Source organism: Salinibacterium sp. NG22, assembly GCF_015864925.1.
GTDB lineage: Bacteria > Actinomycetota > Actinomycetes > Actinomycetales > Microbacteriaceae > Rhodoglobus.
In genome coordinates, this window is record NZ_JADYWG010000003.1 from 22835 (window position 1) to 48175 (window position 25341).

Annotated in this window: 26 protein-coding genes; 4 read left to right on the forward strand and 22 right to left on the reverse strand. The window is 60.8% G+C overall.

Annotation, left to right across the window (positions count from 1 at the left end):
* Positions 1 to 57: 57 nt before the first annotated feature.
* Positions 58 to 408, forward strand: coding sequence for a DUF1844 domain-containing protein (locus I6E81_RS13100; protein ID WP_197108658.1), 351 nt, complete (start codon positions 58 to 60; stop codon positions 406 to 408).
* 21 nt (positions 409 to 429) lie between these two features.
* Here the strand turns inward: I6E81_RS13100 and I6E81_RS13105 are convergent, their stop codons facing one another.
* The 6 genes from I6E81_RS13105 to I6E81_RS13130 all read right to left on the reverse strand — a co-directional run bounded on the left by I6E81_RS13105 (position 430) and on the right by I6E81_RS13130 (position 4860).
* Entirely contained in the window at positions 430 to 1218 is a 789-nt protein-coding gene (locus tag I6E81_RS13105; protein ID WP_197108660.1) for an SseB family protein, read from the reverse strand.
* Between the two features lie 60 nt (positions 1219 to 1278).
* The gene (gene priA / locus I6E81_RS13110; RefSeq protein WP_197108662.1) at positions 1279 to 2028 is read right to left on the reverse strand and encodes a bifunctional 1-(5-phosphoribosyl)-5-((5-phosphoribosylamino)methylideneamino)imidazole-4-carboxamide isomerase/phosphoribosylanthranilate isomerase PriA; all 750 of its coding nucleotides are present in this window, start codon (positions 2026 to 2028) and stop codon (positions 1279 to 1281) included.
* Between the two features lie 79 nt (positions 2029 to 2107).
* Positions 2108 to 2740, reverse strand: a complete 633-nt coding sequence (hisH, locus tag I6E81_RS13115; RefSeq protein ID WP_197108664.1) for an imidazole glycerol phosphate synthase subunit HisH — start codon at positions 2738 to 2740, stop codon at positions 2108 to 2110.
* A gap of 1 nt (position 2741) precedes the next feature.
* Entirely contained in the window at positions 2742 to 3347 is a 606-nt protein-coding gene (gene hisB / locus I6E81_RS13120; protein WP_197108666.1) for an imidazoleglycerol-phosphate dehydratase HisB, read from the reverse strand.
* A complete protein-coding gene (locus I6E81_RS13125; protein WP_197108668.1) occupies positions 3344 to 4432 on the reverse strand; it encodes a histidinol-phosphate transaminase in 1089 nt (362 codons plus the stop codon). The genes hisB and I6E81_RS13125 overlap by 4 nt, the downstream gene beginning before the upstream one ends.
* Before the next feature lie 65 nt (positions 4433 to 4497).
* Positions 4498 to 4860, reverse strand: a complete 363-nt coding sequence (locus I6E81_RS13130; protein WP_197108678.1) for a LysM peptidoglycan-binding domain-containing protein — start codon at positions 4858 to 4860, stop codon at positions 4498 to 4500.
* A 234-nt stretch (positions 4861 to 5094) separates the two neighbouring features.
* On the opposite strand from I6E81_RS13130, the gene lexA reads away from it, so the two are divergent.
* On the forward strand, positions 5095 to 5787 hold the full coding sequence (gene lexA / locus I6E81_RS13135) for a transcriptional repressor LexA (protein ID WP_197108680.1): 693 nt from the start codon (positions 5095 to 5097) through the stop codon (positions 5785 to 5787).
* Positions 5788 to 5810: 23 nt separating this feature from the next.
* On the opposite strand, the gene I6E81_RS13140 is transcribed toward lexA, so the two are convergent.
* A complete protein-coding gene (locus tag I6E81_RS13140; RefSeq protein ID WP_197108682.1) occupies positions 5811 to 6410 on the reverse strand; it encodes a TetR/AcrR family transcriptional regulator in 600 nt (199 codons plus the stop codon).
* A 78-nt stretch (positions 6411 to 6488) separates the two neighbouring features.
* Here I6E81_RS13140 and I6E81_RS13145 point away from each other — a divergent pair, with 78 nt between their 5' ends.
* Positions 6489 to 7283 carry an SDR family oxidoreductase gene (locus tag I6E81_RS13145; protein ID WP_197108684.1) on the forward strand — a complete coding sequence of 265 codons (795 nt, stop codon included), beginning with the start codon at positions 6489 to 6491 and terminating at the stop codon, positions 7281 to 7283.
* Between the two features lie 66 nt (positions 7284 to 7349).
* On the opposite strand, the gene hflX is transcribed toward I6E81_RS13145, so the two are convergent.
* Positions 7350 to 8909: a GTPase HflX gene (gene hflX / locus I6E81_RS13150; RefSeq protein ID WP_197108693.1), complete on the reverse strand. Its 1560-nt coding sequence runs from the start codon at positions 8907 to 8909 to the stop codon at positions 7350 to 7352.
* A gap of 41 nt (positions 8910 to 8950) precedes the next feature.
* Between hflX and I6E81_RS13155 the strand changes: the two genes are divergently transcribed.
* Entirely contained in the window at positions 8951 to 9586 is a 636-nt protein-coding gene (locus I6E81_RS13155; RefSeq protein ID WP_197108695.1) for a class I SAM-dependent methyltransferase, read from the forward strand.
* Between the two features lie 38 nt (positions 9587 to 9624).
* Here the strand turns inward: I6E81_RS13155 and dapF are convergent, their stop codons facing one another.
* From dapF to I6E81_RS13225, 14 genes are all read right to left on the reverse strand, one after another.
* Positions 9625 to 10503, reverse strand: a complete 879-nt coding sequence (gene dapF, locus I6E81_RS13160; RefSeq protein ID WP_197108697.1) for a diaminopimelate epimerase — start codon at positions 10501 to 10503, stop codon at positions 9625 to 9627.
* A complete protein-coding gene (gene miaA, locus I6E81_RS13165; RefSeq protein WP_197108699.1) occupies positions 10490 to 11554 on the reverse strand; it encodes a tRNA (adenosine(37)-N6)-dimethylallyltransferase MiaA in 1065 nt (354 codons plus the stop codon). The genes dapF and miaA overlap by 14 nt, the downstream gene beginning before the upstream one ends.
* A gap of 7 nt (positions 11555 to 11561) precedes the next feature.
* Positions 11562 to 13103 (reverse strand): tRNA (N6-isopentenyl adenosine(37)-C2)-methylthiotransferase MiaB, encoded by a 1542-nt coding sequence (miaB, locus tag I6E81_RS13170; RefSeq protein WP_197108701.1) that lies wholly within the window; start codon positions 13101 to 13103, stop codon positions 11562 to 11564.
* A 60-nt stretch (positions 13104 to 13163) separates the two neighbouring features.
* Positions 13164 to 14015, reverse strand: a complete 852-nt coding sequence (locus I6E81_RS14580; RefSeq protein WP_307784169.1) for a regulatory protein RecX — start codon at positions 14013 to 14015, stop codon at positions 13164 to 13166.
* Positions 14016 to 14024: 9 nt separating this feature from the next.
* Positions 14025 to 15191: a recombinase RecA gene (gene recA, locus I6E81_RS13180; protein ID WP_197108703.1), complete on the reverse strand. Its 1167-nt coding sequence runs from the start codon at positions 15189 to 15191 to the stop codon at positions 14025 to 14027.
* Between the two features lie 243 nt (positions 15192 to 15434).
* Complete coding sequence (locus I6E81_RS13185; RefSeq protein WP_197108705.1) at positions 15435 to 15659, reverse strand: DUF3046 domain-containing protein; 225 nt, start codon at positions 15657 to 15659, stop codon at positions 15435 to 15437.
* A gap of 111 nt (positions 15660 to 15770) precedes the next feature.
* On the reverse strand, positions 15771 to 16079 hold the full coding sequence (locus I6E81_RS13190) for a helix-turn-helix domain-containing protein (RefSeq protein ID WP_197108707.1): 309 nt from the start codon (positions 16077 to 16079) through the stop codon (positions 15771 to 15773).
* 206 nt (positions 16080 to 16285) lie between these two features.
* Positions 16286 to 16783, reverse strand: coding sequence for a CinA family protein (locus I6E81_RS13195; protein WP_197108710.1), 498 nt, complete (start codon positions 16781 to 16783; stop codon positions 16286 to 16288).
* Positions 16784 to 16793: 10 nt separating this feature from the next.
* Positions 16794 to 17387, reverse strand: coding sequence for a CDP-diacylglycerol--glycerol-3-phosphate 3-phosphatidyltransferase (gene pgsA, locus I6E81_RS13200; protein ID WP_197108712.1), 594 nt, complete (start codon positions 17385 to 17387; stop codon positions 16794 to 16796).
* A 67-nt stretch (positions 17388 to 17454) separates the two neighbouring features.
* On the reverse strand, positions 17455 to 20214 hold the full coding sequence (locus I6E81_RS13205; RefSeq protein WP_231604385.1) for a DNA translocase FtsK: 2760 nt from the start codon (positions 20212 to 20214) through the stop codon (positions 17455 to 17457).
* 73 nt (positions 20215 to 20287) lie between these two features.
* A complete protein-coding gene (locus tag I6E81_RS13210) occupies positions 20288 to 21703 on the reverse strand; it encodes an ABC transporter permease (RefSeq protein WP_197108713.1) in 1416 nt (471 codons plus the stop codon).
* Positions 21700 to 22425, reverse strand: coding sequence for an ABC transporter ATP-binding protein (locus tag I6E81_RS13215; protein WP_197108715.1), 726 nt, complete (start codon positions 22423 to 22425; stop codon positions 21700 to 21702). Before I6E81_RS13215 ends, I6E81_RS13210 begins: the two co-directional genes overlap by 4 nt.
* The gene (locus I6E81_RS13220; protein WP_307784170.1) at positions 22425 to 23399 is read right to left on the reverse strand and encodes a hypothetical protein; all 975 of its coding nucleotides are present in this window, start codon (positions 23397 to 23399) and stop codon (positions 22425 to 22427) included. The genes I6E81_RS13215 and I6E81_RS13220 overlap by 1 nt, the downstream gene beginning before the upstream one ends.
* Before the next feature lie 197 nt (positions 23400 to 23596).
* Complete coding sequence (locus tag I6E81_RS13225; protein ID WP_197108719.1) at positions 23597 to 25273, reverse strand: ribonuclease J; 1677 nt, start codon at positions 25271 to 25273, stop codon at positions 23597 to 23599.
* Positions 25274 to 25341: the final 68 nt, after the last annotated feature.

Consider the following 25341-nt stretch of genomic DNA (forward strand, 5'->3'; position numbering starts at 1 on the left):
GCGAGCCCCGGGCCTGCATAAGAATAGCAGAGCGAACCCCAATAAGCGAAGGACATCATGAGCGAGCCCACCCACGACGAAACAAATGAAGCACGCGACATCTCAGAAGTGCCCGCAGTCGAGGTAATAAACACCGTCGCCGTGCACATGCTCAGCGCTGCCGCCGTGAAACTCGGCCTCTCTGATGGACCGGATGCGGAGTCCGAAAAGGACCTCGACGAAGCCCGCAAACTGATTACCGCTCTCGCCGGCCTTGTCACTGCCGCGGCTCCCGAAATCGGCGACCACCACGCTCGGCCCCTGCGCGACGGACTCCGCTCGGTTCAGCTCGCGTTCCGCGAAGAATCACGGTTCCCCGACGCCCCCGGCAAGGGACCAGGCGAAAAATACACCGGCCCCGTCAACTAAGCCGGCGCCCGCTAGTTACCGTCAGCTAGTGGGCAAGTCAGCGGCTGGTGCGCGAACGACCTGGACTGCGAGCGAATCGACCGACTGGGCGATGAGTTCAGAAGCACTCCAGCGTTCGCGCATCCTATCCATGACTGCATCTAGCGTTTCGCGGTCGAGCCCCTCACGCATCGCAATCTGAACGACCAGCTCTGGGCCGTGCAGCCGAGCGCCGGGGTCACCGGCAAGAAGCTGGATATCAACGACGAACTCTTCACCCTGTGCGGATGCCGCGAACTCATCACGCACATCGGCACGCAAGAAGCTCGGCGTCCACGCAACAGACTGGGCGATCGCCCATACTGCCGGGCGCCGAAGGATGAACTCGCTGTCGCTCAGCGGATCGATGATCACGAGGTCAGTGTTTTCACTCGCGGCCGCCAGCGCAACACGAGTGCCTGCCGCCGGCACCGGCCGAGCATCCGGGTTCCACGCCTTCATGGCATCAACGGAGCTGAAGACGGGCAAGACGGCGCGACCATCCGGACCAGTAACGGTGACGATGGAAAGCTCTTGGGTCTTGTCGACCGTGAGACCCTCGGGAGTGGTGCCGGTCTCCCCCGCTTTGGTAAGCAAGGGGATCAACAGTCGAGACACACGAACCTGATCTACGACCTCTGCCTCGGTGGCATCGCCGGCATGAAAGCGCGTGATGGTCGCCATCAAAGCCTCGGGCGCACTGCCGTCATCATCCGGTGACGAATTGGGCTCGAACGAACGGCCCTCCCACGGGACACCTGCAGAATCCGTTGAGTTCGTTTCAGCGCCCATGTCAGCCCCCGTGTCAGTGCCTAGGTCAGTACCGGTGTGAGTTACCGCGAGACGATCCGCTTAGTGCGACGAGACGTCGAGCGCTTCAGCGAGCGTGAATGCCTTGGCATAGAGAGCCTTGCCGACGATGGCGCCCTCGAGGCCCTGAGGAACAAGCTCGCGCAACTCGATGAGGTCGTCCAAGCTGGAGACTCCCCCTGAGGCGATGACCGGGCGATGCGTGCGCTCCATTACCTGACGAAGCAATTCAATGTTGGGGCCCTGCAGCGTGCCGTCTTTCGTGACGTCAGTGACCACGTAGCGGCAGCATCCGGCAGATTCCAGGCGGTCGAGGACCGTCCAGATGTCGCCACCCTCTTGAGTCCAACCACGAGCAGCCAACGTCGTGCCACGAACGTCGAGGCCGACAGCAATTGCCTCTCCGTACTCGGCGATGACGTGAGCAGCCCACTCGGGGTTCTCCAACGCTGCGGTGCCCAGATTGATGCGCTTTGCGCCAGTGGCAAGAGCTGCTTCCAGCGACTCGTCGTCGCGGATGCCGCCCGAAAGTTCGATATTGACGCGCTTGGGCGTCGACTTGATGACCTTCTTGATCATCGCGTGGTTGTTGCCACGACCGAAGGCAGCGTCGAGATCCACAAGGTGGATCCATTCGGCACCCTGATCGACCCAATCGTGAGCCGCAGCGCACGGGTCGCCGTAGCTCTTCTCAGTGCCTGCCTCGCCCTGTGTGAGGCGCACGGCCTTGCCGTCGGCTACATCCACTGCCGGAAGCAGGGTAAGACCGGGGGTTTTGTTGAACTCGCTCATAGATACGCTCTCTAAAGACCTGACCGCGGAACGCCGCGCACAAGCATCCGATACTAGTGCACGCAGAACACGCGCAAAATCAGAGGGTCTTCAACCAGTTGCCTAGCAGTCGGATTCCAGCTTCGCCCGACTTCTCCGGGTGAAATTGAGTGGCAGTCAAAGGTCCGTTTTCGACCGCGGCCAAGAAGCGCCCGCCGTGGTCTGCCCAGGTGAGCTTTGGCTGCGGAAAAGGCGGTTGAACGTCAAGCGTCCACTGCTGTGCGGCATAGGAGTGCACGAAATAGAAACGCTCATCCCGCACCGAATCGAACAGCGTCGTATCTTCGGGAGTTTCGACGGTATTCCACCCCATGTGAGGCAAAACCGGAGCGGGTAACTTTTCTACAACACCCGGCCACTCATTAAGGCCATCGGTCTGAATTCCGTGTTCGTCGCCCGAAGCGAAGAGCACCTGCATCCCGACACAGATGCCCATAACCGGCCGACTGCCCGTGAGGCGCTTCTCGATGATCGCGCCACCGCGCACGGACTCGAGCGCCGACATCACCGCTGCGAAAGCGCCAACGCCCGGCACGAGGAGCCCGTCGGCGGCTTCAGCGACAGAGCGATCCGCACTCAGACGCACGTTCGCGCCAGCAGCCTCGAGAGCCTTCGCCGCCGAATGAATGTTGCCGGAACCGTAATCAAGGATGACAACCGAAGGAGCAACCACTCTAGAGCGCACCCTTCGTCGACGGAATGCCCGTTACCCGCGCATCCGGCTCCACCGCTGCACGCATAGCGCGAGCGAAGGCCTTGAACTCTGCCTCAGCAATGTGGTGCGGGTCGCGCCCGCCCAGAACTGTTACGTGCACGGTGATACCCGCGTTGTAGCTGATTGCCTCAAACACGTGACGCACCATAGAGCCCGTGAAGTGACCACCGATGAGGTGCATCTCAAAACCCGCAGGCTCTCCCGCGTGAACAAGGTAGGGACGACCGGAGACATCGACAACGGCGCGCACGAGTGCTTCATCGAGCGGGACGAGAGCGTCGCCGTAGCGCGAAATGCCAGCCTTGGTGCCAAGTGCTTGCTTGATAGCCATACCGAGCGCAATGCCGATGTCTTCAACCGTGTGGTGCACGTCAATGTGGGTGTCACCAGTGGCTTTGACGGTGAGGTCGATCAGCGAGTGCTTCGAGAACGCCGTAAGCATGTGGTCGTAAAAGGGCACGCTCGTGTCAATGGATGAGGTGCCAGTGCCGTCGAGATTGATCGAAAGCTCGATGCTCGACTCGCTGGTTTCACGCGTAATCGTCGCGGTGCGCTGTGAGGTCATTGTTCAACTCTACCGAGCGTCTGGAGGTCGGCCATCGCATCCAAGAATGCAGTGGTTTCCTCTTCGGTGCCGGCGGTGACTCGCAAGTGATGCGGAATGCCGACGTCGCGGATCAGGATGTCCTGAATGAGGAGCTTGTGGAACAGCTCCTGAGGGTCAGCGACGTTGCCGAACAATACGAAATTGGACTCGCTGGGTACGGGGGTGAATCCCAATGCTTCGAGTCCAGCGCTCATGCGATCACGCTGCGCCTTGATCTCGTCGACCATGGCGAGCATTTCCGGCGCGTGGGCCAGCGCTGCTACGGCTGCCGCCTGCGTGAGCGCCGACAGGTGGTACGGAAGTCGCACCAAACGCAGGGCATCCGCAATCGCGGGGTCAGCGGCGAGGTAACCGACTCGCGCGCCGGCGAAGGCGAATGCCTTACTCATCGTGCGGGACACGAGAAGTCGCGGGCGGCCCTCAAGGAGCGACAGAGCCGATTCGCGATCAGAGAACTCGGCATACGCTTCGTCGACGAGCACGATGCCATCAGTCGCGTCGTAGGCGGCCACGATCGTGTCGTTGCTGACGGGGGTGCCGGTGGGGTTGTTGGGAGAACAGAGAAAAACAACATCGGGCGTGTGCTCAGCGATTGCAGCGACGACGCTCTCTGGCGTGATGTCATAGGCGGGATCGCGCGGTGCCGTGACCCATTCCGTGCCGGTGCCCGAAGCAATGATGGAGTGCATCGAATAGGTGGGCGGGAAGCCAAGCACGCGGCGACCTGGCCCGCCGAACGCCTGCAGCGTCTGCTGAAGTACTTCGTTGGAACCATTGGCCGCCCACATATTGTCGGCAGTAAGGCCGTGACCGAGGTAGGCCGCAAGTGATTCGCGGAGTTCAGTGAATTCGCGGTCGGGGTAGCGGTTGGCATTCATAACAGCGCCGGCGAGAGCCATGACAATGTCAGTGGCAACCGCCTCCGGAATCGGATGCGTGTTCTCGTTGACGTTCAGCTGGATGCGAACCGGATCGGTTGGTGCACCGTAGGGAGTGAGACCCCGGAGGTCATCACGAATGGGGAGATCTGATAGCGAAGTCACTTCACCAATGGTAGAGGAACAGGCTGTGGCCGGATGCCGTGGTGATGACGGCGGAGTTGGGAAGGCTAGTTGGAGAAGCTAGCGGGGATCGCGAGCTCTTGACCCGCGAAGATGTCTGCTGACGACATCTGGTTCACTTCGATCAACTGGGCAACAACCTCGCGCGGGTCGTGACCCGGGGCGTGCTGCTCGGCGATGTTCCACAGGGACTGGCCCGCCGCGACATCGACATAGACGAAGGCGTTCTCGTTGGACTCGAGAGTCGCAGCAGCGCCGCCGCTGTTGAGCGAGATGAGAAGGGCCGCGATAACCAACGGCGTGGCCGCGAGAGTCATAAGGACGACGCGACCACGCGTGGTGAGGCGAAGACGCGGTGCGGACTGCCGCGCACGGACAGCCGCGTTAGGTGCAATCACAGCAGTAGACATCATTCGCTCCTCGTGGGGGTGGTATCGCATCCGGCTCTCGGCCGGGAGAACCGGATGCGAAGTTGTGTTCCGAACATACATTCGAATAGTTCGAATATCAAGTACATATTCGAAGAAGCCACTGACATTTACTCTCGACACTCGAACAAATGTTTGTTTTTGGCCCCTTCTGCGGATACAGTTTCGAATGAGCCACTGACATTGGAATCGTCGGTGGCAGAAACAGAGGACTCCGTGACTGACGCAACAGCACCCCGTGACGACGTTTCCGAGCGCGGAACACGGCGGCGCACCAGCCTGAGCGCTAAGCAGCAGGCGATCCTCGAGATGATTCAGCGAGCAGTCGCTACCCAGGGGTACCCGCCGAGCATGCGCGAGATCGGCGATGCCGTCGGTCTCTCCTCACTGTCGAGCGTTACCCACCAGCTCAACCAGCTCGAGCTCAGTGGCTACGTGCGCCGCGACCCCAATCGTCCCCGCGCCATCGAAGTTCTTATCGACGTTCCCAACGCCGTCGACGAATCCAGCACGATCAGCCCGTCAATGGGCGACGCAGCAATGGTCCCGCTTGTCGGTCGCATCGCCGCCGGAATCCCCATCACCGCCGAGCAGCACGTTGAAGAAGTGTTCCCGCTCCCCCGTCAGCTCGTGGGCAAGGGCGAACTTTTCATGCTGAAGGTCGTGGGAGATTCCATGATCGATGCCGCTATCTGCGATGGCGACTGGGTGGTCGTGCGTCAACAGCAAACTGCCGAGAACGGCGATATTGTCGCCGCGATGCTTGACGAAGAAGCAACCGTGAAGGTCTTTCGTCAACGAGACGGCCACACGTGGCTACTGCCGCGTAACTCAAACTTCGAGCCGATCCTCGGCGACTACGCCCAAGTGCTTGGCAAGGTCGTCACCGTACTTCGCGCCATCAAGTAAGCGCCTTCCGCGTGAGGCCTGCCCTATGAGGTGGCGCCGACGTTGCCGACCAGACTGTCGATGACCGCACGCACTTCGCCTTCGAGCGAAGTCGGCCACGGCGCTTCGACTTTATGCAGGCGAAGCGAGACGATGCCATGCAACGACGCCCAGAGGCGAAACGCTATGACGTTCGCAGTCGTGAGATCGGTGCCGGTCACATCCACAAGAAGGATGGCGGCGCTTTCGAGCAGACCCCAGTCTGCCTCGTGCGCTGAGTTGCCAAGACGGTCGGCGCTTTCGAATAACAGTTGGTAGGCACCGGGATGCTCGATCCCCCACGTCGCGTAGGCGACCCCGAAGGCATAAGCCCGAGCGATCGGCGACGACGTGCCCTCTACAGCAGCACCAATGGCATGACCGAGCGCTTGCATCTGCGTCTGGATGACGGCGTCGATGAGGGCGTGTTGAGATTCAAAGTGAAGATAGACCGCAGCGGGCGAGACTGAGCACGCGCGTGCAACAGCGCGCAGCGAAGGCGGGGCGATGGACTGCGGGGTGAGAAGCATTTCGCTCGCGGCCGCGACAAGCTGATCTCGCAGCTGGTCTCCACTCCCGCGAGCGTTGCGTTGCCTGTCTCTCACAATTTCTCCGCTGGACATCGGGACTGTACACGTGTAAACATACATTACTGAACACCTGTACACCTAGAAAGGGCCGCCATGGCGATCTCCTACACCGGAACCACTGTCCTCGTCACCGGAGCAAGCTCGGGGCTTGGCGAAGAATTCGCCAGACAGCTCGCCGCCCGTGGCGCCGACCTCGTACTCGTTGCGCGTCGCATCGATCGACTAGAACAACTAGCAACCGAACTGCGTGCGAGCCACGGCGTGAACGTCACCCCGATCGAACGCGACCTGTCGACCCCGGATGCGGCATCCACTCTTGCCGCAGAACTCACCGAGCGCGGCATCCCGGTTCACAGCCTCGTGAACAACGCGGGGTTTGCGACCCGGAACAGGTTTGAGGATGAGGAACCCGCGCGAATTGATCAGGAAATCGCACTCAACGTTGGCGCCCTTGTAGCTCTGACCCGTCAGTTCTATCCTCAGTTGCGCAGCCACGACGCGGGAGTGCTTATCAACGTCGCTAGCACCGCTGGTTACCAGCCCGTGCCGTTCATGGCCGTCTACGGAGCAACCAAAGCGTTCGTCCTGAGCTTCACTGAGGCTCTCTGGTCTGAGGCGCAAGGCACCGGGCTCACAGTTCTCGCCCTTTCGCCCGGCGCTACCCGTACCGAGTTCTTTGACGTCGCTGGCGCCGGCGCTCAGGTCGGAAACTTCCGCACCTCCGTCGGCGTCGTTGCGCTGGCGCTTGCCACGGTAGACCGGCGCAACCCGCCGCCCAGCGTTATCGACGGCGGGATGAACCGTGCCACCACCATCATGACCAGGCTCGCCAGCCGCCGCCTTGTAGCCGCCATGACGAGACGTGTCACTGGTCGCGGCCTCAGCTAAGCGCGCAACCCAGAACTACGGCTGCGCGCTCGGCACGCTGCAGGCGAGAACGATTCTCGCTCCCGCCTAGGCCCGCTTCGAAACGAACTCTTCGATCTCTGGAACTCGCGCCGGGTGAACCAACGCGGTAACCAGCGTGCCCTCTTCGCGGTAATCGGTCGAGATCACTCGACCCTGCACGTGGAGACGCGAAATGACCTCGCCACGGTCATACGGCACGAGCAGAGTCACCTCGATCTCGGGAGAAGGCAGAAGTTCCGCGATGCGCGCATTGAGTTCGTCGATGCCCTCACCGGAGCGCGCCGAGACAAAGATGCCCGTCGGCTCCAGGCCACGAATCAGCAGACGCTGATCGTCATCCGCAAGATCGCTCTTGTTGAAAACAACGATCTCGGGAATGTCACGCGCACCGAGTTCGCCAATAACATCGCGCACCGTGGCGAGCTGAGCGCCAGGATCAGGATGCGACGCGTCGACAACGTGCACGATGACATCGGACTGACCGATCTCTTCGAGCGTCGAACGGAAAGCTTCCACCAGCTGATGCGGCAAGTTGCGCACGAAACCAACCGTGTCACTCAACGTGTACAGCCGACCATCGGCAGTTGCCGACTTGCGTACGGTGGCGTCGAGAGTCGCGAACAGCGCATTCTCGACGAGCACACCCGCGCGCGTCAGCCGGTTCAACAGGCTCGACTTGCCCGCGTTCGTATAGCCCGCGATTGCCACACTCGGAACCTCAAAGCGATCACGGTTTGCCCGCTTCGCTTCACGCGCCGGCGCAAAGCCCTTGATTTGCTTGCGCAGGCGTGCCATCCGCGTGTGGATACGGCGACGATCGAGCTCAATCTTGGTCTCACCGGGGCCACGGCTACCCATGCCGGCACCCGCACCACCGACCTGGCCACCAGCCTGGCGGGACATCGATTCACCCCAACCACGCAGACGGGGAAGCAAGTACTCCATTTGAGCGAGCTCCACCTGGGCCTTGCCCTCGCGGCTCGTCGCGTGCTGGCTGAAGATGTCAAGAATTACCGCAGTGCGGTCGATGACCTTGACACCCACAACGTCTTCAAGAGCGCGCCGCTGGCTGGGAGCAAGCTCGGTATCGGCGATCACGGTATCGGCGCCGGTCGCGGCCACCACGTCCTTCAGCTCACGCGCCTTGCCCTTGCCCAGGTACGTGCTCGGGTCGGGGTGGCTACGGCGCTGCAGGAGGCCGTCGAGCACGACGGCGCCCGCAGTCTCGGCTAGCGCAGAAAGCTCGCGAAGCGAGTTCTCGGCCTCGCGCAGGTTTCCCTGCCCGTAAATACCGATGAGTACTACGTTCTCGATGCGCAGCTGGCGGTATTCGACCTCGGTGACGTCATCAAGTTCGGTCGATAGACCTGCCACCCGCTTCAGGGCGTGGCGATCCTCGCGATCGAACTGGTCACCATCGCGATCGGACTCATAGTGGGCATCCGATTGCAGCGCCTGAGCGCCAGATTTGCCTGCCCCTTCGGAACCGAAGCGCGTCACTGCGGCATGGTCGGAGCTTTCTGCGGCCAGAACACGGTCGACGGAACGCTCGGCGTCGTCGCCGTTGGAGGCCTCGATACTGGTTTCTGTCGTGTTTCGCGTCATTGGGTTAACCCTACTTCTCTAGTTTTCGGTAAGTTCTGTGCATGGCTAACGAGCATTACTTCTCGTCATCACCCGAGAGTGATCTCAAATTGCGGACGATTCACGCGACCATTGCTGGTCTCGAACGCGAACTTGTCACGTCAAATGGGATCTTCAGTCCGGAACGGATCGACGCTGGAACCAAGGTTCTACTGGCGAACGTGCCCGCTCCTCCCCCGGGAGGAAACCTGCTTGACCTCGGTTGCGGCTGGGGACCGATGGCGCTCACCCTTGCCCTCGAGTCACCTCATGCAACGGTGTGGGCGGTGGACGTCAACGAGCGCGCACTGGATCTTGTACGCGCAAACGCCGAAAAATTGTCCATACCCAACATTAACGCGGTTTTGCCCGCGGATGTTCCCGAAGACATAACGTTTATGTCTATTTGGTCGAACCCGCCCATCCGCGTCGGCAAGAACGAACTGCACAACATTCTCCAGACCTGGCTACCCCGTCTCGAAGAAGACGCCGACGCCTGGCTGGTAGTACAAAAGAACCTCGGATCGGATTCCCTCCACCGGTGGATGGAAGCAACCTTCCCCGACGACTTCAGTTTCACTCGCGCCGCAACGAACAAGGGCTACCGGCTACTGCGGGCGCGACACCATGCTGCCACGCTCGACGACGCTGACGCCTAGGCGGCAGCAAAGGGCCGTGAGCGGCCTTCAGGGGCTCGCTAAGCGAGTTCGAGGCTGCCGGTGTAAACGAGCTCGGCCGGACCGCTCAGCGACACGTGTTCGCCATCCTCGGTCGGGAACATGCGAACAACAACGGTTCCGCCGGGAACGGTGACCCGCCACTGGTGGGGAGCGCTCGCTCCGGCGTAATGACGAATAGCGAGAGCCGCGGCGACCGCACCCGTGCCACACGACAACGTTTCGCCACTGCCACGCTCATGCACGCGCATCCGGATCGAACCAACACCGTCTTTGACGAGCGGCTCGGCCGGCACCACGAATTCAACATTCGCGCCGTTTTCGGGCACAGGATCAATCACGGGAGTGTAGTTGAGGTCAGCCCCATCAAGCTCGGATTCTTCAGCGAGAGCTACAACCACATGCGGGTTACCCACGTTAATACCGAGCCCCGGACGGGCAACATCAAGCTCCTTGGCCCGCACAAGCGGTTCTCCGCCGTCAAGAGCCCAACGGCCCATATCGACCTGATAGCCGGCCATGTTGCGCTGAACATCGCGCACCCCGCTGCGCGTACCGATCGGCAAAGTGTCACCGGGCTCGAAATCAACAAAACCCTCATTAGCGAGGTACTCCGCGTAGACACGGATGCCGTTGCCACACATCTCGGAGATGCTGCCGTCGGCGTTGCGGTAGTCCATGAACCACTCGGCGTCGGCATCTTCGGCAAGAGCCGCAGCGCCCGCGTCGAGATTGCGGGACCGGACGGCGCGGATGATTCCATCGGCGCCCACACCAAAGTGACGATCGCAAATGGCCGCAACCTGCTTCGGGGTGAGATCAATCTCACCGTCCGGATCAGAAAACAGCACGAAGTCGTTGCCAGTTCCCTGACCTTTAGTGAAGTTAAGCGTTGCCATGCGTTCCATTCTCCCCCATCACGATCGACAGAGCGCGCTCTGCCCGCTCGGGATCGTCATACTGCAGCCAATGACAGTGGTCGTAGCGCTTGAACCAGCCCACCTGACGACGTGCATAGCGGCGCGTGAGGGCGGCCGTCTGCTCGATCGCGTCCGCCTCAGTGAGCATGCCATCCAGCTGCTCGATCGCCTGGGCATACCCGATAGCGCGAGCGGCGGTGACGCCCAGCCCGCGCGGTCGAAGCTCACGAACTTCATCGAGCAACCCGGAATCCCACATCTGCTGCACCCGGGCGTTGAGCCTCGGAACAAGTTCATCTCGTGGCGCGGCGACACCAAAAATATGCGCGGGATTCCATAACTTCTTTTCTTCGGGAAGCCCCGCCCCGAAAGGCTCACCCGTGATCTCAATCACCTCGAGCGCACGCACGATGCGTCGCCCGTTGCTCGCGCCGATCGAGTGCGCGGCCGCAGCATCACGCTGTTGAAGGCGCTGGAAAAGTAGCCCAACACCCAGCTCATCGAGTTCGGCTTCAAGACGCGCCCGAACCTCCGGGTCTCGGGCGGGAAATTGGAAGTCGTGGATCACGCTCGAAACGTAGAGTCCCGAGCCGCCAACCATGATCGGCACGCGCCCGGCGCTCTGGATTTGCCCGATGATTCGCCGCGCATCCGTTTGGTACTGAGCAACGCTGGCATCGTCGGTGGGGTCAAGCACATCGAGCAGGTGGTGTGGGATGCCTCGGCGCTCGTCGAGAGGCAGCTTCGCTGTGCCGATATCCATGCCCCGATACAGCTGCATGGCGTCGGCGTTGATGATCTCGGATGAGATGCCCTGACGCGCAAGACCGTCCGCGACGTTCAAGGAGAGTTCAGACTTGCCTGTACCCGTCGCGCCGACGACCACGACGAGCGGGAACGCCACGGCGCTGTCGCTGTCGCTGTCAAGTGTCGGGTCGAGCGCGGAGCCGGGGTGGTCAGAGCGGGCAGAAAATTCCCCCGACGTGGTCAGTTGAGACTGCTCGCGCTCGGCATGCGGTGGTTGTGCCATTTCTTGCTTAGCGAAGGGAATCGCTGGGGTCATAGATCGGTGTCGTGGCGACACGGATCGTGGGCAGACCGAGCGATACACGCGGACTCGCGTCTGCCGCGCCTGCGCCTGTGCTTGTGGGGACTCCACACGACGCTGCCTCGGCACGGTCCCAGGCATCTCCCGCACGAGTACGACGAATGTTGAGCACTCCCCCGGGTTCGGTATCGGCAACGAGGTGGAACGCCGCAGCTTCGGTGATCGTGAGTGTCACGACGTCACCGGGGCGCGGCGTAGCGCTGCCCTCCGGAATGTTGAAGTGCACGAGTCGAGAGTCTTCAGCGCGGCCAGAGAGTCGCGCAGTTTCTGACTGCTTGCGGCCTTCCATCGCGGTCGCCATCACCTCGACGGTGCGGCCGATCTGCTTGTCATTTTCTTCGCGAGAGATCCTGTCCTGAAGGGCAGCGAGGCGCTCAAAGCGCTCTTGCACGACCTCTTTAGGAATCTGGTCTTCCATGGTGGCCGCGGGAGTTCCGGGACGAATGGAGTATTGGAAGGTGTACGCCGAGGCGAAACGTGATTCTTCAACCACACGCAGGGTGTCTTGGAAGTCTTCCTCGGTCTCACCGGGGAATCCCACAATGATGTCGGTCGTGATCGCGGCGTGAGACATTTGCGCCCGCACTCGCTCAAGGATGCCGAGGAACTTGGTCGACCGGTAACTGCGGCGCATCGCTTTGAGGATGCGGTCGGAGCCTGATTGGAGCGGCATGTGAAGCTGCGGCATCACATTCGGAGTTTCCGCCATCGCGTCGATAACATCGTCGGTGAATGCTGCGGGGTGCGGGCTGGTGAACCTGACGCGTTCAAGGCCTTCGATGGAGCCCGTGGCGCGCAGCAGTTTGCTGAACGCTTGGCGGTCGCCAAACTCGACACCGTAGGAGTTCACGTTTTGGCCGAGGAGCGTGATTTCGGTAGCGCCGTCATCGACCACCGCTTGCACTTCGGCGAGAATCTCGCCTGGGCGACGGTCTTTCTCTTTGCCGCGGAGCGTGGGAACGATGCAGAATGTGCAGGTGTTGTTGCAGCCGACAGAGATCGACACCCACGCGCTGTGGGTTGATTCACGTCGGGTGGGCAAAGTCGAGGGAAAGACGTCGAGCGATTCGAGGATCTCGAGTTGGGCTTCTTCGTTGTGGCGGGCCCGTTCGAGCAGTGTGGGCAGTGAGCCCATGTTGTGGGTGCCGAAGACGACATCAACCCACGGAGCTTTCTCGAGGATGACGCCCTGATCCTTTTGAGCAAGACAGCCGCCGACAGCAATTTGCATGCCGTCGTGCTCTTTCTTAACGCTCGCCAACATGCCGAGGTTGCCGTACAGCTTGTTGTCGGCATTCTCGCGAACGGCACACGTGTTGATGACAACGACGTCCGCTTGGCCTTCAGTCGCTCGCACGTAGCCAGCGGCTTCGAGCGAGCCGCTCAGTCGTTCTGAATCGTGCACGTTCATCTGGCACCCGTAGGTGCGCACTTCGTAGCTGCGCGGGGTCGCCAGTTTTTCGTCAATCATGTGTTCCACCTTAAGCCTCAGCGTTGAGGAGGGTTGACAGGCGCGAAGCTCGCCGAGCTTCTAGCGAAAGCGGGGGCCGTGCGATGATCCGCCGGCACCGGGTGCCAGCGCGGTGTTGACTGCCGATGACACCACAGAGCCGGAGTAGCCTCTGCGAAGCAGGAATCCGCTGAGGCGGCGCTTGGCCGTTTCGTTGTCAAGCGAGCGCAGTTGTGGTGCGCGTTTGAGCGCGACTTCATTTGCGCGTTCTTGTTCTTCATCACGCTCAAAGTCGACGACGGCGTCAATATGCTCTTGGTCGATCTTTCGACGACGAAGTTCCGCAATGATTCCGCCGGAGCCGAGGCCTTTACGTTCGCGCAATGTGCGGGTGAGCGTTTCGGCGAGGGCCGCATCGTCGAGGAGCGCGGATCCTTCAAGACGCTCGATCTCTGCCTCGACCTCGTCGGACTCGAATTCACGCGTTCCGAGAAACTGGGTCATCTCGTGCGAGGACATCCCGCGGCGAGCAAGCGCCCGCATGCTGACTCGGCTGATCTCGGAGAAGCCGTCGCGGGCTTGCTTTCGTGCCTTGCGCGACGAACCATCTTCCGGCTCCACCGTTGCTGATCCGTTAGCGGGATGATCGGCCGAAACTGTTGCTTCTGAAGCAACCGGTTCAGGGACGAATCGTGGCTCGCGACGTGTTGCTGGCTGCGGTTCTTCTTCTTTTTCGCTGGCCGGACTGAAGTCACGCATTGTGGGCAGTGCGCGAAGCACAGCCTGCGGTTCTTCAACGGCCTCAGCTGCCCATTGTTCTTCTGCGGAGGATTCCTCCGGCGACGACTCCACCACGTCAGCGCGCGCAGCGCTAGACCTGTCAGCAAAGAGGTTGATGACGGGGGCGATGTAATCGTCGTCGGAGGAATTCACCAGTACTACCTACTGCCCAGAAGCCTTCTTGAGGGGCGCGGCAGCAGTCTTAGCCGCCACCGGCAACGTGGGGCCGTCAGCCTTGGCCTCAGCCTTAGCACTGGCCTTAGCGGCTTTCTCCGCAACAGCGGCAGCATCAGCAAGCGCTTTTGCTTCGCTTGCATTGGCAGCCTTAGCTTCGGCGCCGACACCGAGCTTGCGCATGATCTTCTGCTCAATCTCGAGCGCGATGGCAGGATTTTGGAGCAGGAAAGCACGAGACTTCTCTTTGCCCTGGCCAAGCTGGTCGCCGTCGTAGGTGTACCACGCGCCCGACTTGCGGACGATTTCGTGGTCGACACCGAAGTCGATGAGGCTACCTTCGCGGGAGATACCAATGCCATAGAGGATGTCGAACTCCGCCTGCTTGAAGGGCGGAGCCATCTTGTTCTTCACGACCTTGACTCGCGTGCGGTTACCCACCGCATCCGTGCCGTCTTTAAGTGTTTCGATGCGACGGATGTCGAGGCGCACTGACGCGTAGAACTTGAGCGCCTTACCGCCGGCGGTAGTTTCGGGGCTACCGAAGAAGACACCGATCTTTTCGCGCAGCTGGTTAATGAAGATCATGGTGGTGTTGGTCTGGCTCAGGCCACCGGTGAGCTTGCGCAGCGCCTGCGACATGAGTCGAGCTTGAAGACCAACGTGCGTGTCGCCCATCTCGCCTTCGATTTCTGCGCGCGGAACCAACGCAGCAACCGAGTCGATAACGATCAGGTCGATAGAGCCACTTCGCACCAGCATGTCGGCAATTTCAAGCGCCTGCTCACCGGTGTCGGGCTGAGAAACGAGAAGGGCATCGATGTCGACGCCAAGCTTCGCTGCGTATTCCGGGTCGAGCGCGTGCTCGGCGTCGATGAAAGCTGCGATTCCGCCATTGCGCTGGGCGTTGGCGATGGCGTGCAAGGTGAGCGTGGTCTTACCCGAAGATTCCGGGCCGTAGATCTCGACGATACGGCCGCGGGGAAGCCCACCTATGCCGAGTGCGACATCCAAAGCGATGGAGCCGGTAGGAATAACCTCGACCGGAGCACGCTCATCGCTGCCGAGGCGCATGACTGAGCCCTTGCCGAACTGACGGTCAATTTGAGCGAGTGCGGTCTCAAGGGACTTCTCGCGGTCTGCTACTGATGGCATTACTTCTTCTCCAGTGGTCGTAGGTTGCTGCCCATAGGCTGTCGTGATTGGCGTGGACCGATGACGCAAGGCCCGCAACCTCCCGACAAAGGCTGTGTTGCTAATGCCACGCTACGGGCATGCTCTGACATTCCAGAGAAGCGACGTGCGTAACTCATCCAAACTCAATATTCGAAAGGATGTTAGGGAGAAGACTACCAATATCGAACAGATGTTCGAACATGCCACGCAGAAGCGAAAAGATTACTTCTTGGGCTCGCGCTGGCCAACGCCATAGCGGCGATCCGCGGGGACGTCCATAGCGTCACACAGGGCGGCCCACACCTGTTTCGCGGGAACACCACGCGAAAGCGCTTGAGCCGCGGTCACGCCGCCGACTGGACCAAGCACCTGATCGTTGACGAGAACGCGGCCGTAGGGCTCGCCGAACTCATCGGAGACAGCCAACCAGAACTCACTCAATCGCATTACTCCACCCTAAACGCGACAACAGCACGCCGAACGCACGAATGCCCCGCTCCACACCGGAACGGGGCACTGACGCGATGACAGCGACGTGATGACACTGACGTGATGGGGTTAGCGCGAAACCAGGTTCGAATCGAACTCTGCGACGAGTTCGTCGGGCAGAGTATCGGGAATCGTGGTTGCGCCTTCGATGACCGCTAGACGGTCGCCGACCTCGCGCATAATCACGGAGATGGGCGTATCGAGAGCTTCAGCTACCGAGGCAAGAATTTCAGAACTTGCCTCTTTCTGACCACGTTCAACCTCACTGAGGTATCCGAGAGCAACGCTCGCCTTACTTGCGACCTGTCGAAGGGTGCGTCCCTTTTGCAAGCGGAAGTCGCGGAGAACGTCACCGATTTCTTGACGAACTAGAACCATTGGACACTCCCTTTCTGACTGAATCGTGCGACCAGACTATTCTGGATAGCTAAGACTACAGCCACTTTATGTTCTGAACTCTAACCGCTCCACACTGGAGAAGCCTTGTGAGTTCGCTTACTGTAACCGAGCCGAAACATGGATTATTCCCGGCCTCCGCCACGACCTGTCACCAGTTCTGGGGACAACCAAACCACCCGCGAGAACTAGTCTTCCGACGTGAGGTAGTCATACAAACACTGCAGCGCCTCGTGCACGGCCTGCACACGAATCTCGTGTCGATCCCCCGCAAAGTGGAAATCTCTCGTCTCGACGAAGCCAGTGGCCGCGAAACCGATGAACACGGTTCCAGGCGGCTTACCCTCGTGAGAGTCCGGCCCCGCGACACCCGTCGTTGCCAAGCCGAAGTAGGCCTGTTGCTCGCCGACCCCGAGAATGTCGCGCGCTCCCGTGGCCATGTGTGCTGCGACATCCGGATGCACCGTGCCGTGGATGGCGAGCAGACTTGCATCAACTCCGAGAACCTGATGTTTGATGGCGGTGTTGTAGGCCACCACTGCCCCATTGAGCACCGCGGAAGCACCGGGCACTGCCACGAGCGACGCGCACAACAGCCCTCCCGTCAAAGACTCGGCTAGAGCAAGGGTTTGTCGTTGTTCGGTGAGAATCGCCACGATCTTCGTGGCGAGTTCTTCAGTAGTCACTGGTGAAGGGTCACGCTCCTGAGTTGGATTTGCGGGTGTGGCGCCATGCCTGCCACAGGTATTCGATGCCGGTGTACATCGTCAAGATGAAAGCGAGAGCCATCACGAACCAGTTCACCCAGAGGACCCACGGGCCGAGCACGGTGAACAACGGGACCAAGAAGAGAGAAATGGCGACGGCCTGCAGAACGGTCTTCAGCTTGCCTCCGCGGGAGGCCGGAACAACGACCTTCGACAGCACCGCAAAACGGTAGATCGTGATGCCGAACTCGCGGACCAAGATAAGGATCGTGATCCACCACGGCAGTTCACCCAAAATCGACAGGGCAACGAGAGCGCCACCGGTCAGAATCTTGTCGGCAATGGGATCGAGGATGATCCCGACGTTCGTGATGAGGTTTCTTCCGCGAGCCAGATGGCCATCGACGGTGTCAGTGACGATCGCGAAGATGAAGAGGGCTGCCGCCATATAGCGGATGAGCCCCATTTCGCCGTCATCGAGCAGCAGCATCCAAATGAAGAGCGGTGCTAGAAAGATCCGCACCACGGTGACGATGTTGGCGATGTTGGCATTCGACGCCGGAGAATCACCCTTGCGAACCATCCGACCACGAAATGAGCTGGTGCGGTGGGGCGGAGCGGATTCAGAAACTGGTTGGTCGCCCACGCGATCACTCCCGATCGGTCAAATTCCAGGCGTCCTCGTCTGAGGCGCTTTCTACTTCATCGTATCCGCTGAGAGACTCTTCTACCGCGTCAACCGGACCCGGCTCGTCTTCTCCCCGCAGTCGCGCGAGCACCGCTGGCAGCTGCTCAACCGACACGAGCACGTCACGCGCCTTCGAACCTTCTGACGGGCCGACGATCTCGCGCGATTCGAGCAAGTCCATAAGACGACCGGCCTTGGCGAACCCGACGCGCAGTTTGCGCTGCAGCATCGAGGTGGAGCCAAACTGCGTGCTGACAATGAGCTCGGTCGCCGCCAGCAGCACATCGAGGTCGTCCCCGATGTCAGCATCAATCTGCTTCTTCTCGGCGACAACAGCGACATCGTTGCGGTACTCCGGTTGTGCCTGCGCGATCACGTGCTTCACAATTTCAGCTACTTCGCTCTCGGGAACCCACGCTCCTTGAACACGAATCGCCTTGGAAGCGCCCATCGGCAGGAAGAGTGCGTCTCCCTGACCGATGAGCTTGTCTGCGCCCGGCTGATCGAGGATCACGCGAGAGTCCGTCATGCTCGAGACCGCGAAAGCGAGTCGTGATGGCACGTTGGCCTTAATGAGTCCCGTGACGACGTCGACGCTGGGGCGCTGGGTGGCAAGCACGAGGTGGATTCCGGATGCTCGCGCCAACTGCGTGATTCGCACAATCGAGTCTTCGACGTCGCGCGGTGCGACCATCATGAGGTCGGCGAGCTCGTCGACAACGATCAGCAGGTACGGGTAGGGCTTGAGCTTGCGTTGGCTGCCTTCGGGAAGCTTGATCTCATCGGCGATGACCGCACGGTTGAAGTCGTCGATGTGACGGAAACCGAAACTGGCGAGATCGTCGTAGCGCATGTCCATCTCTTTCACGACCCACGCGAGGGCTTCAGCAGCCTTCTTCGGGTTCGTGATGATGGGCGTGATGAGGTGAGGAACCCCGGCATAGATCGAGAGCTCGACGCGCTTCGGGTCAATGAGAACCATGCGCACTTCGGCCGGCTTTGCCCGCATGAGCACCGAGGTGATCATGGAGTTCACAAAGCTCGACTTACCCGAGCCGGTCGAACCGGCAACCAACAGGTGGGGCATTTTCGCAAGGTTCGCTACGACAAAGCCACCCTCGACGTCCTTGCCAAGACCGATCGTCATGGGGTGTTCGCTCTTCGTGCTCGCGCTGGAACGCAGCACATCACCGAGCGACACGATCTCGCGGTCCTTGTTGGGAATCTCAACACCGATAGCGCTCTTGCCCGGGATGGGCGACAGGATGTTGACCTCGTTGCTTGCGACCGCGTAGCTGATGTTGCGGGCGAGCGCGGTGACGCGCTCCACCTTCACGCCAGGACCGAGCTCAAGTTCATACCGCGTCACCGAGGGTCCGCGGCTGAAACCGGTGACCGTAGCATCCACACTGAACTGCTTGAGCACTTCAGTGATCGCTGCAACGACTTCGTCATTCGCTGCCGAGCGCGACTTGGGCGGGGTTCCCGCCGAGAGCATCGCTGCCTGCGGAAGCCGATAGACCGAGGTCGATTGAGGAGTGGTCTCGTGCGGGCCGTCAAACTCGCCCGCATTGCCCTTTTCGCTCGCTTTGGTGGTGAAACCAGGCAGGATGCCGGGGCCGTCGTCACGCACACCGGTGGCGGAAGCATCCACTTCTCCGGTTGCATACTTCTTGACCGCGTCTTCAGCCTTGAGGAGATCTTCGAGCAGCTCGACGCCGAACTCATCTTCTTTCTTGGTGAGATCTTTTGCTGCAGGCGGCTGAACCGGAGCGGCTGACGGCGAAGCGGTCGGGGCCACGATCTCAGTCGATTGGTCACGAGAAATTACGGGGCTATCAAAAGCCTTGTCTTGCGTCGGTTGCGACTTGTTGCGACGCCACCAAGGCAGCGATCCCGTGTCGTTGGCATCCCCGAGCCCGATGTCGGTCAGAGACCCGAACTGAACGGAGTCGTTCGAGGTTGCACCGGCCTGAGCCTTGGCCGCGGCCCGTTCTTCATCCGTCTGCAGCTGTGCACCGAAAAGGTAAGCGTAAAGTTCGCGCAGTCGCGACGGCAGCCGATTGGGCGGGGTCTTCGTGACGATGAAGATCGAGAGCACCAGCAGAAGCACGATCAGGGGCACTGCAAGCCACATGCCACCAAGCCACAGCAGCGGATTTGCAAGCAGCCAGCCGAAGACGCCACCGGCGCGAGCAATAACCTCAGCACCCTCTGAGGGATGCGGCTGCCCGGTGTACACGTGGCAGAGCGCGGCAACCGTCACGATAAGAATGCTGAGCCCGATGCCAATGCGGCCGTTGTCGTGAACGCTCGACGGATGCCGGAACATCCAGACCGCTAAGAGAAGCAGAATCACCGGCAACGCGAAGGCCACGCGCCCGACGAGTCCACCGAAGGTGTATGCGTCGAGCGCGATCGCTACCGAGTCGGTGGGATTGAACCACTCGACGACGGCGCCAACGATCGCCAGCAGGAAGAAGAGGAAAGGAACACCGTCGCGACGCTCGTCTTTCGTGAGCTCTTCACGACCGAAAACGCGGAACGCTCCACCGACCATGTGTGCAAGCGCGAGCCACAGCTTGGTGAGGGGCCCTTCCGGCTCGACCGGAGGCTTCTTGCCTCGCGGCATCCGTTTAGTCGCTTGGGTCTTATTCGTGGTGTTTCTGGCGCGCGGTTTCGACGCACCCGAGCGCGAGGTCGACGATGTACGCGTAGCCATAATTCAACGCTACCGGTGGCCTCTGTCAGAGCGATGCAGCGACACTCATCGCGCCCGCTCTGCCGCACCAGCCCTAGTAGCGAATGGCATCGATAACTTTCACCCTGACCGCTACGAGTGCCGGCATCAATCCCGCTAGCGCCCCTACTGCCGCGGATGCCGCGAGCGCGATCAACGCTGCCTCCAGCGGGAACGGTGGGAGATCTTGCACCCCGGGCGCAATGAGTTCTTGGACGGAGGGATTCTGAACGATGACGATCGCCAGCGCCACACCGATAACCCCCGCGGCGACCGATGCGACGACGCTCTCCATCATCACCGCGAAGAAGACTCGGCCAGCAGTGGCCCCAAAGGCTCGCCGTACTCCGATCTCTCGCACGCGGTACTTGACGGTCACGAGGGAGATGTTGACGAGGCCAAGAGCGCCGAGGAGAAGGATCAGGCCCGCGATGCCCCCGATCACCCATTGCAGAGGCTCGAGAGGACTAGGCCCGCCCCAGGCGAGATAGTCATTTCGGGTGACGTTTGCTTGCCAGTCTGCGCCGAAGTCACCGACGATATCGCGAGTGATGATGTCTTGCAGCTGCGCGGATTGCTCTTCAGGAACCCACAGTTCGTAACTGATGTCGGATTGTTCCCCGGCGGAGGATCCGAGTAGGGCCCGGAATGGGTCGGCCAGCATCGACAGGGTGAGTCCCGTCGAGAAGGGTTGCGGGAGAAAGACTCCCACCACAACGGCGGTGGTGGTGGTCTCCCCTTCCAACACAATCGTCGGGTGGGTGCGCAGATCTGGGCGACCGAGCTGTTCGTAAAACTCGTCATTGATCACGACGGCGGGAGCAAGCCGGTTCGCATCCTCGTCGGTGAGCCAACGTCCCTCCCCGAGCTCAACGCGGTGCATGACACCATAGGCAGCGCTGACTCCCTGCACGGCCGTGTACTGCGAGCCGTTCACAAGGTTCGCCGTGACGCTTCCCCGCAATAGTGGAGTCGCATGGCTGATCTGGTAGCGCTCAATGATGTTTTCCATGCTGGCCATGAACGTGGTCGCGTCAGGATTCTGGGTTCCGCTTTCTTGGTACGGCGGATAGACGGCAAGCGTTGCGGGGCGACCGCTGCCCCGCTCAAACTGTTCCGTCTGGGCTTGGCCGAACACCGTCCCCGCTCCCACGACAGTGGCGAGCGCGCACACCGCGACACCGATACCGATCAGGCTCAACAAGACACGGGTGCGATTGATGCGCACCTCATCCCACGCTTCGACTACAGCCCCCACCGCACCGCTGAAGACCGCACCCCGCGGCTCGCTGCGAAGCTGCGCGAGAGCAGAGCCGGGGCGCGCGACCAATTCGGTGGATGCGGTCGGCTCAGCATCCACGCGTGTTGCGTCCGGTGGTGTCGTCTCCGTTACGTCGGCTCCCGTGAGAGCGATGGCGTCGTTCGGCTCGGTCGAAACGTTCTCAGTCTTTTTCTTTCGCCACCACTTCATAGCGCAGCCTCAGGAAGACTGGCCGCAAGCATCTTGTGCACGTCGATCGGCTCAAGAACCCCGCCGTCAAGACGGTAGTGCCGACGGGCGAGGGCTGCGACGTTCGGATCGTGCGTGATGGTGATGAGAGCAGCGCCTGACTGCTCGGCAACGTCATCCAACAGAGCCATCACCGTCTTGCCTGTCTCGACATCCAGAGCACCGGTCGGTTCGTCGGCGAGGATCAGGCGGGGGCTGCGAACAAGGGCGCGCGCGATAGCAACACGTTGTTGTTCACCGCCCGAGAGCTTCTCAGGCATCGAGGCCATCCGATCACCAAGCCCGACGCGGTCGAGCATCTCTGCGGCGATAGCTTTACGTCGCCAAAATTGGCGCCCTGAGGCATAGAGCAAGGGGGTCATGACATTCTCGAGAGCCGTGCGGCCCGCAAGAAGATTGAACTGCTGAAAAATGAAGCCAACATCTCGCCCGCGTTTGCGATCGCGTTTGCTTCCCGCGAGCTTCTCGAGCGGCTCACCGTCGAACACAATCCGGCCCGAAGTGGGATTGTCGATGAGCCCGAGGAGGTTGAGCAGCGTTGATTTTCCTGACCCCGAGCGCCCCACAATGCTGATGTGATCGCCAACCTCGACATCGAGAGTGATCCCTCTGAGGATCTCGAGTGTCGAGAAATCGGGCAACTCGACCGAGCGTGTGACTCCATCAAGCGAGAGCAACGGCATTAGTAACACACCACTTCGTCGCCGTCTTCGTAGCAGTTATCGGGAAGCGCCTCCTCGTCGACGGCTTCTGCGCCAGGCACGAACTGCAAGATAGTGTCACCCACTTCGAGGCCTGACACGACTTCGACGTTCACGCCGTCGTTGAGCCCCAAAACTACTTCTCTCAATTCGGTTGTGCCATCCGGCAGAACGAAATGAACGTTTCCGGAGCCGGCAGCACCCTCGACCGCAGTGATGGGCACAATCATGACGTCCTCGGCAATCCCGCCAGCAATTGTGATGTCGGCGGTGAGACCGGGAAAGACCACGACATCACTCGGCACGGTGCAGGACACTGTGGGCCCGGATGTCGCTTCCGCCCCCGCACCCGCCTCGCTCGCCGACGCGAACGCGATGCTGAGCCCCGTGCACGTAAAGGGTGCCGGGCCGCCGTTGATGGCAACGCTCGCCTCTTTCGGACGATCCACGAGGCGATAAAGCTGTTCTGACGGCACAGTTCCGCTCACGATGTAGGACGGTGGAGCAACGTTGCCGACCGGAGACCCCACCTGAAACGACGACCCAATGAGCGCCGTGAAGTCCGTCAGCTTGCCCGTCGCCGGCGCCTCAACAATTTTCCACTGCGTTCCCGAGGTGCCATCGGGGTTGACCACTTCGGCCCGCAGCTTAAGGATCTCCTGACCCTTCTTTACCGATTGCCCGGCCGATACCGCCACTTCGCGCACCTCACCCAAGAGCGTCGCCGGGATCGGAACTGCTGCGGTAGCGGTGATGCTCCCCGTCAGCTCGACATCGTTGGTGATGGTTCCTGTCGCTACTTCGTAGTGCTGTTCTTCAATGGCGACCGTCGGGTACTCGAGACTGTCCGCGCTAAGAGCGTCACCAAAGAACGCGAATTTCACGAGCGCTGCCGCGATTATGGCAAAAATGATCATCCAGATGATGGGGAAGACCCACCTGCGCGCAACGCCCACTTGAAACCCCGAATCTGAAGGAAGCCCGTCGACACAGCCGAGCAATCTTCACATCACACCACCTCGGGGACCGAAAAACAAGCCCAACGTTCAACCGCGCGCAGACGTCAGCAATCCCCCGGCGACGGCGCACGCGGAGAAAGGGTCCGGGTACACAAATGGCGCGGAAGCCGAAGCTCCCGCGCCATCCATAACACCTACGCTTCGATAATGACCGGAACGATCATCGGACGACGACGGTGCTGAGTGTTCACCCAACGACCCACCGTGCGACGAACCACCTGAGCGAACGCGTGAGTATCGCGCGTGCCATTCTCGGCGGCATCCGTCAGCGCCTTGACCACCTGCGGAAGCACAGCGTCGAACACGCCTTCGTCTTCTGCGAAGCCTCGAGACTGGATCTCGGGCCCCACAATGACCTTGCCGGTTTGAGGATCCACCGCAACGAAGATGGAGATGAAACCCTCTTCGGCGAGGATACGGCGATCCTTGAGGTCGGCCTCCGTGATCTCGCCGACGCTCGAGCCATCGACGTACACGAAACCGACATCAAGCTGACCCACAACAGCCGCGTGGCCGTCCTTGAGGTCAATGACAGTGCCGTCTTCAGCAATGATCGTGTTTTCAGCGGGCACGCCCGACTGAATGGCGAGGTTCGCGTTTGCGACCAAGTGGCGGTACTCACCGTGAACGGGGAGAACATTCTTGGGGCGCAAGATGTTGTAGCAGTAGAGCAATTCGCCCGCAGCCGCGTGACCTGAGACGTGCACCTTGGCGTTCGCCTTGTGCACGACGTTGGCACCCAACTTGGTGAGGCCATTGATGACCCGGTACACCGCGTTCTCGTTGCCGGGGATGAGGCTCGAAGCGAGGATGACCGTGTCACCCTGACCGACCTCAATCTGGTGTTCCATGTTGGCCATGCGTGCCAGAACAGCCATCGGCTCGCCCTGGCTGCCGGTGGACATGTACACGAGCTGGTTGTCGGGGTAGTTGACGGCCTTCTTGGCGTCTAACAGAACCCCGTCGGGCACCTTAAGGAATCCGAGATCTGACGCGATGCCCATGTTGCGCACCATGGAGCGCCCCATCAGAACAACCTTGCGGTTGTTGGCGATCGCGGCATCCAGAACCTGCTGAACACGATGGACGTGGCTCGAGAAGCTCGCCACGATAACGCGTCGCGGAGCCTTAGCGATAACCGCTTCGAGCACTGGGCCGATGTCGCGCTCGTTGGGCGTGAAGCCGGGAACGTCGGCGTTGGTGGAGTCGGAGAGGAACAGGTCGATTCCCGCTTCGCCCAGACGCGCAAACGCACGCAGGTCGGTGATGCGGTTATCGAGGGGCAACTGGTCCATCTTGAAGTCACCCGTGTGCAGGACGGTGCCCGCGTCAGTGGTGATGGCGACAGCAAGAGCATCCGGAATCGAGTGGTTGACGGCAACGAACTCAAGATCGAAGGGGCCGATTTTCTCTTTCTGGCCCTCGGTGACGTTGAGGGTGTACGGCTTGATGCGGTGCTCCTTGAGCTTCGCCTCAATCAACGCGAGCGTGAGAGTCGAACCGATCAGCGGGATGTCTTGGCGCAAACGCAAGAGATAGGGAACAGCACCGATGTGGTCCTCGTGGCCGTGCGTGAGCACAATGCCGAGGATGTCATCGAGACGATCACGAATCGAGCTGAAGTCGGGCAGGATCAGGTCGACACCGGGCTGGTGTTCCTCAGGGAACAACACGCCACAGTCAACGATGAGAATCTTGCCGTCAATTTCGAACGTGGTCATGTTGCGACCGATTTCGCCAAGACCACCAATCGGGGTGACACGAAGCGTGCCCGATTCGAGGGCGGGCGGATCAAAAATAGAAACTGGCATTCAGTACCTTGCAGATAGTTGTGTGGGGCCGTCAGCCCCCGTGCGAAAAATGTGGGCCATGCCCGTGG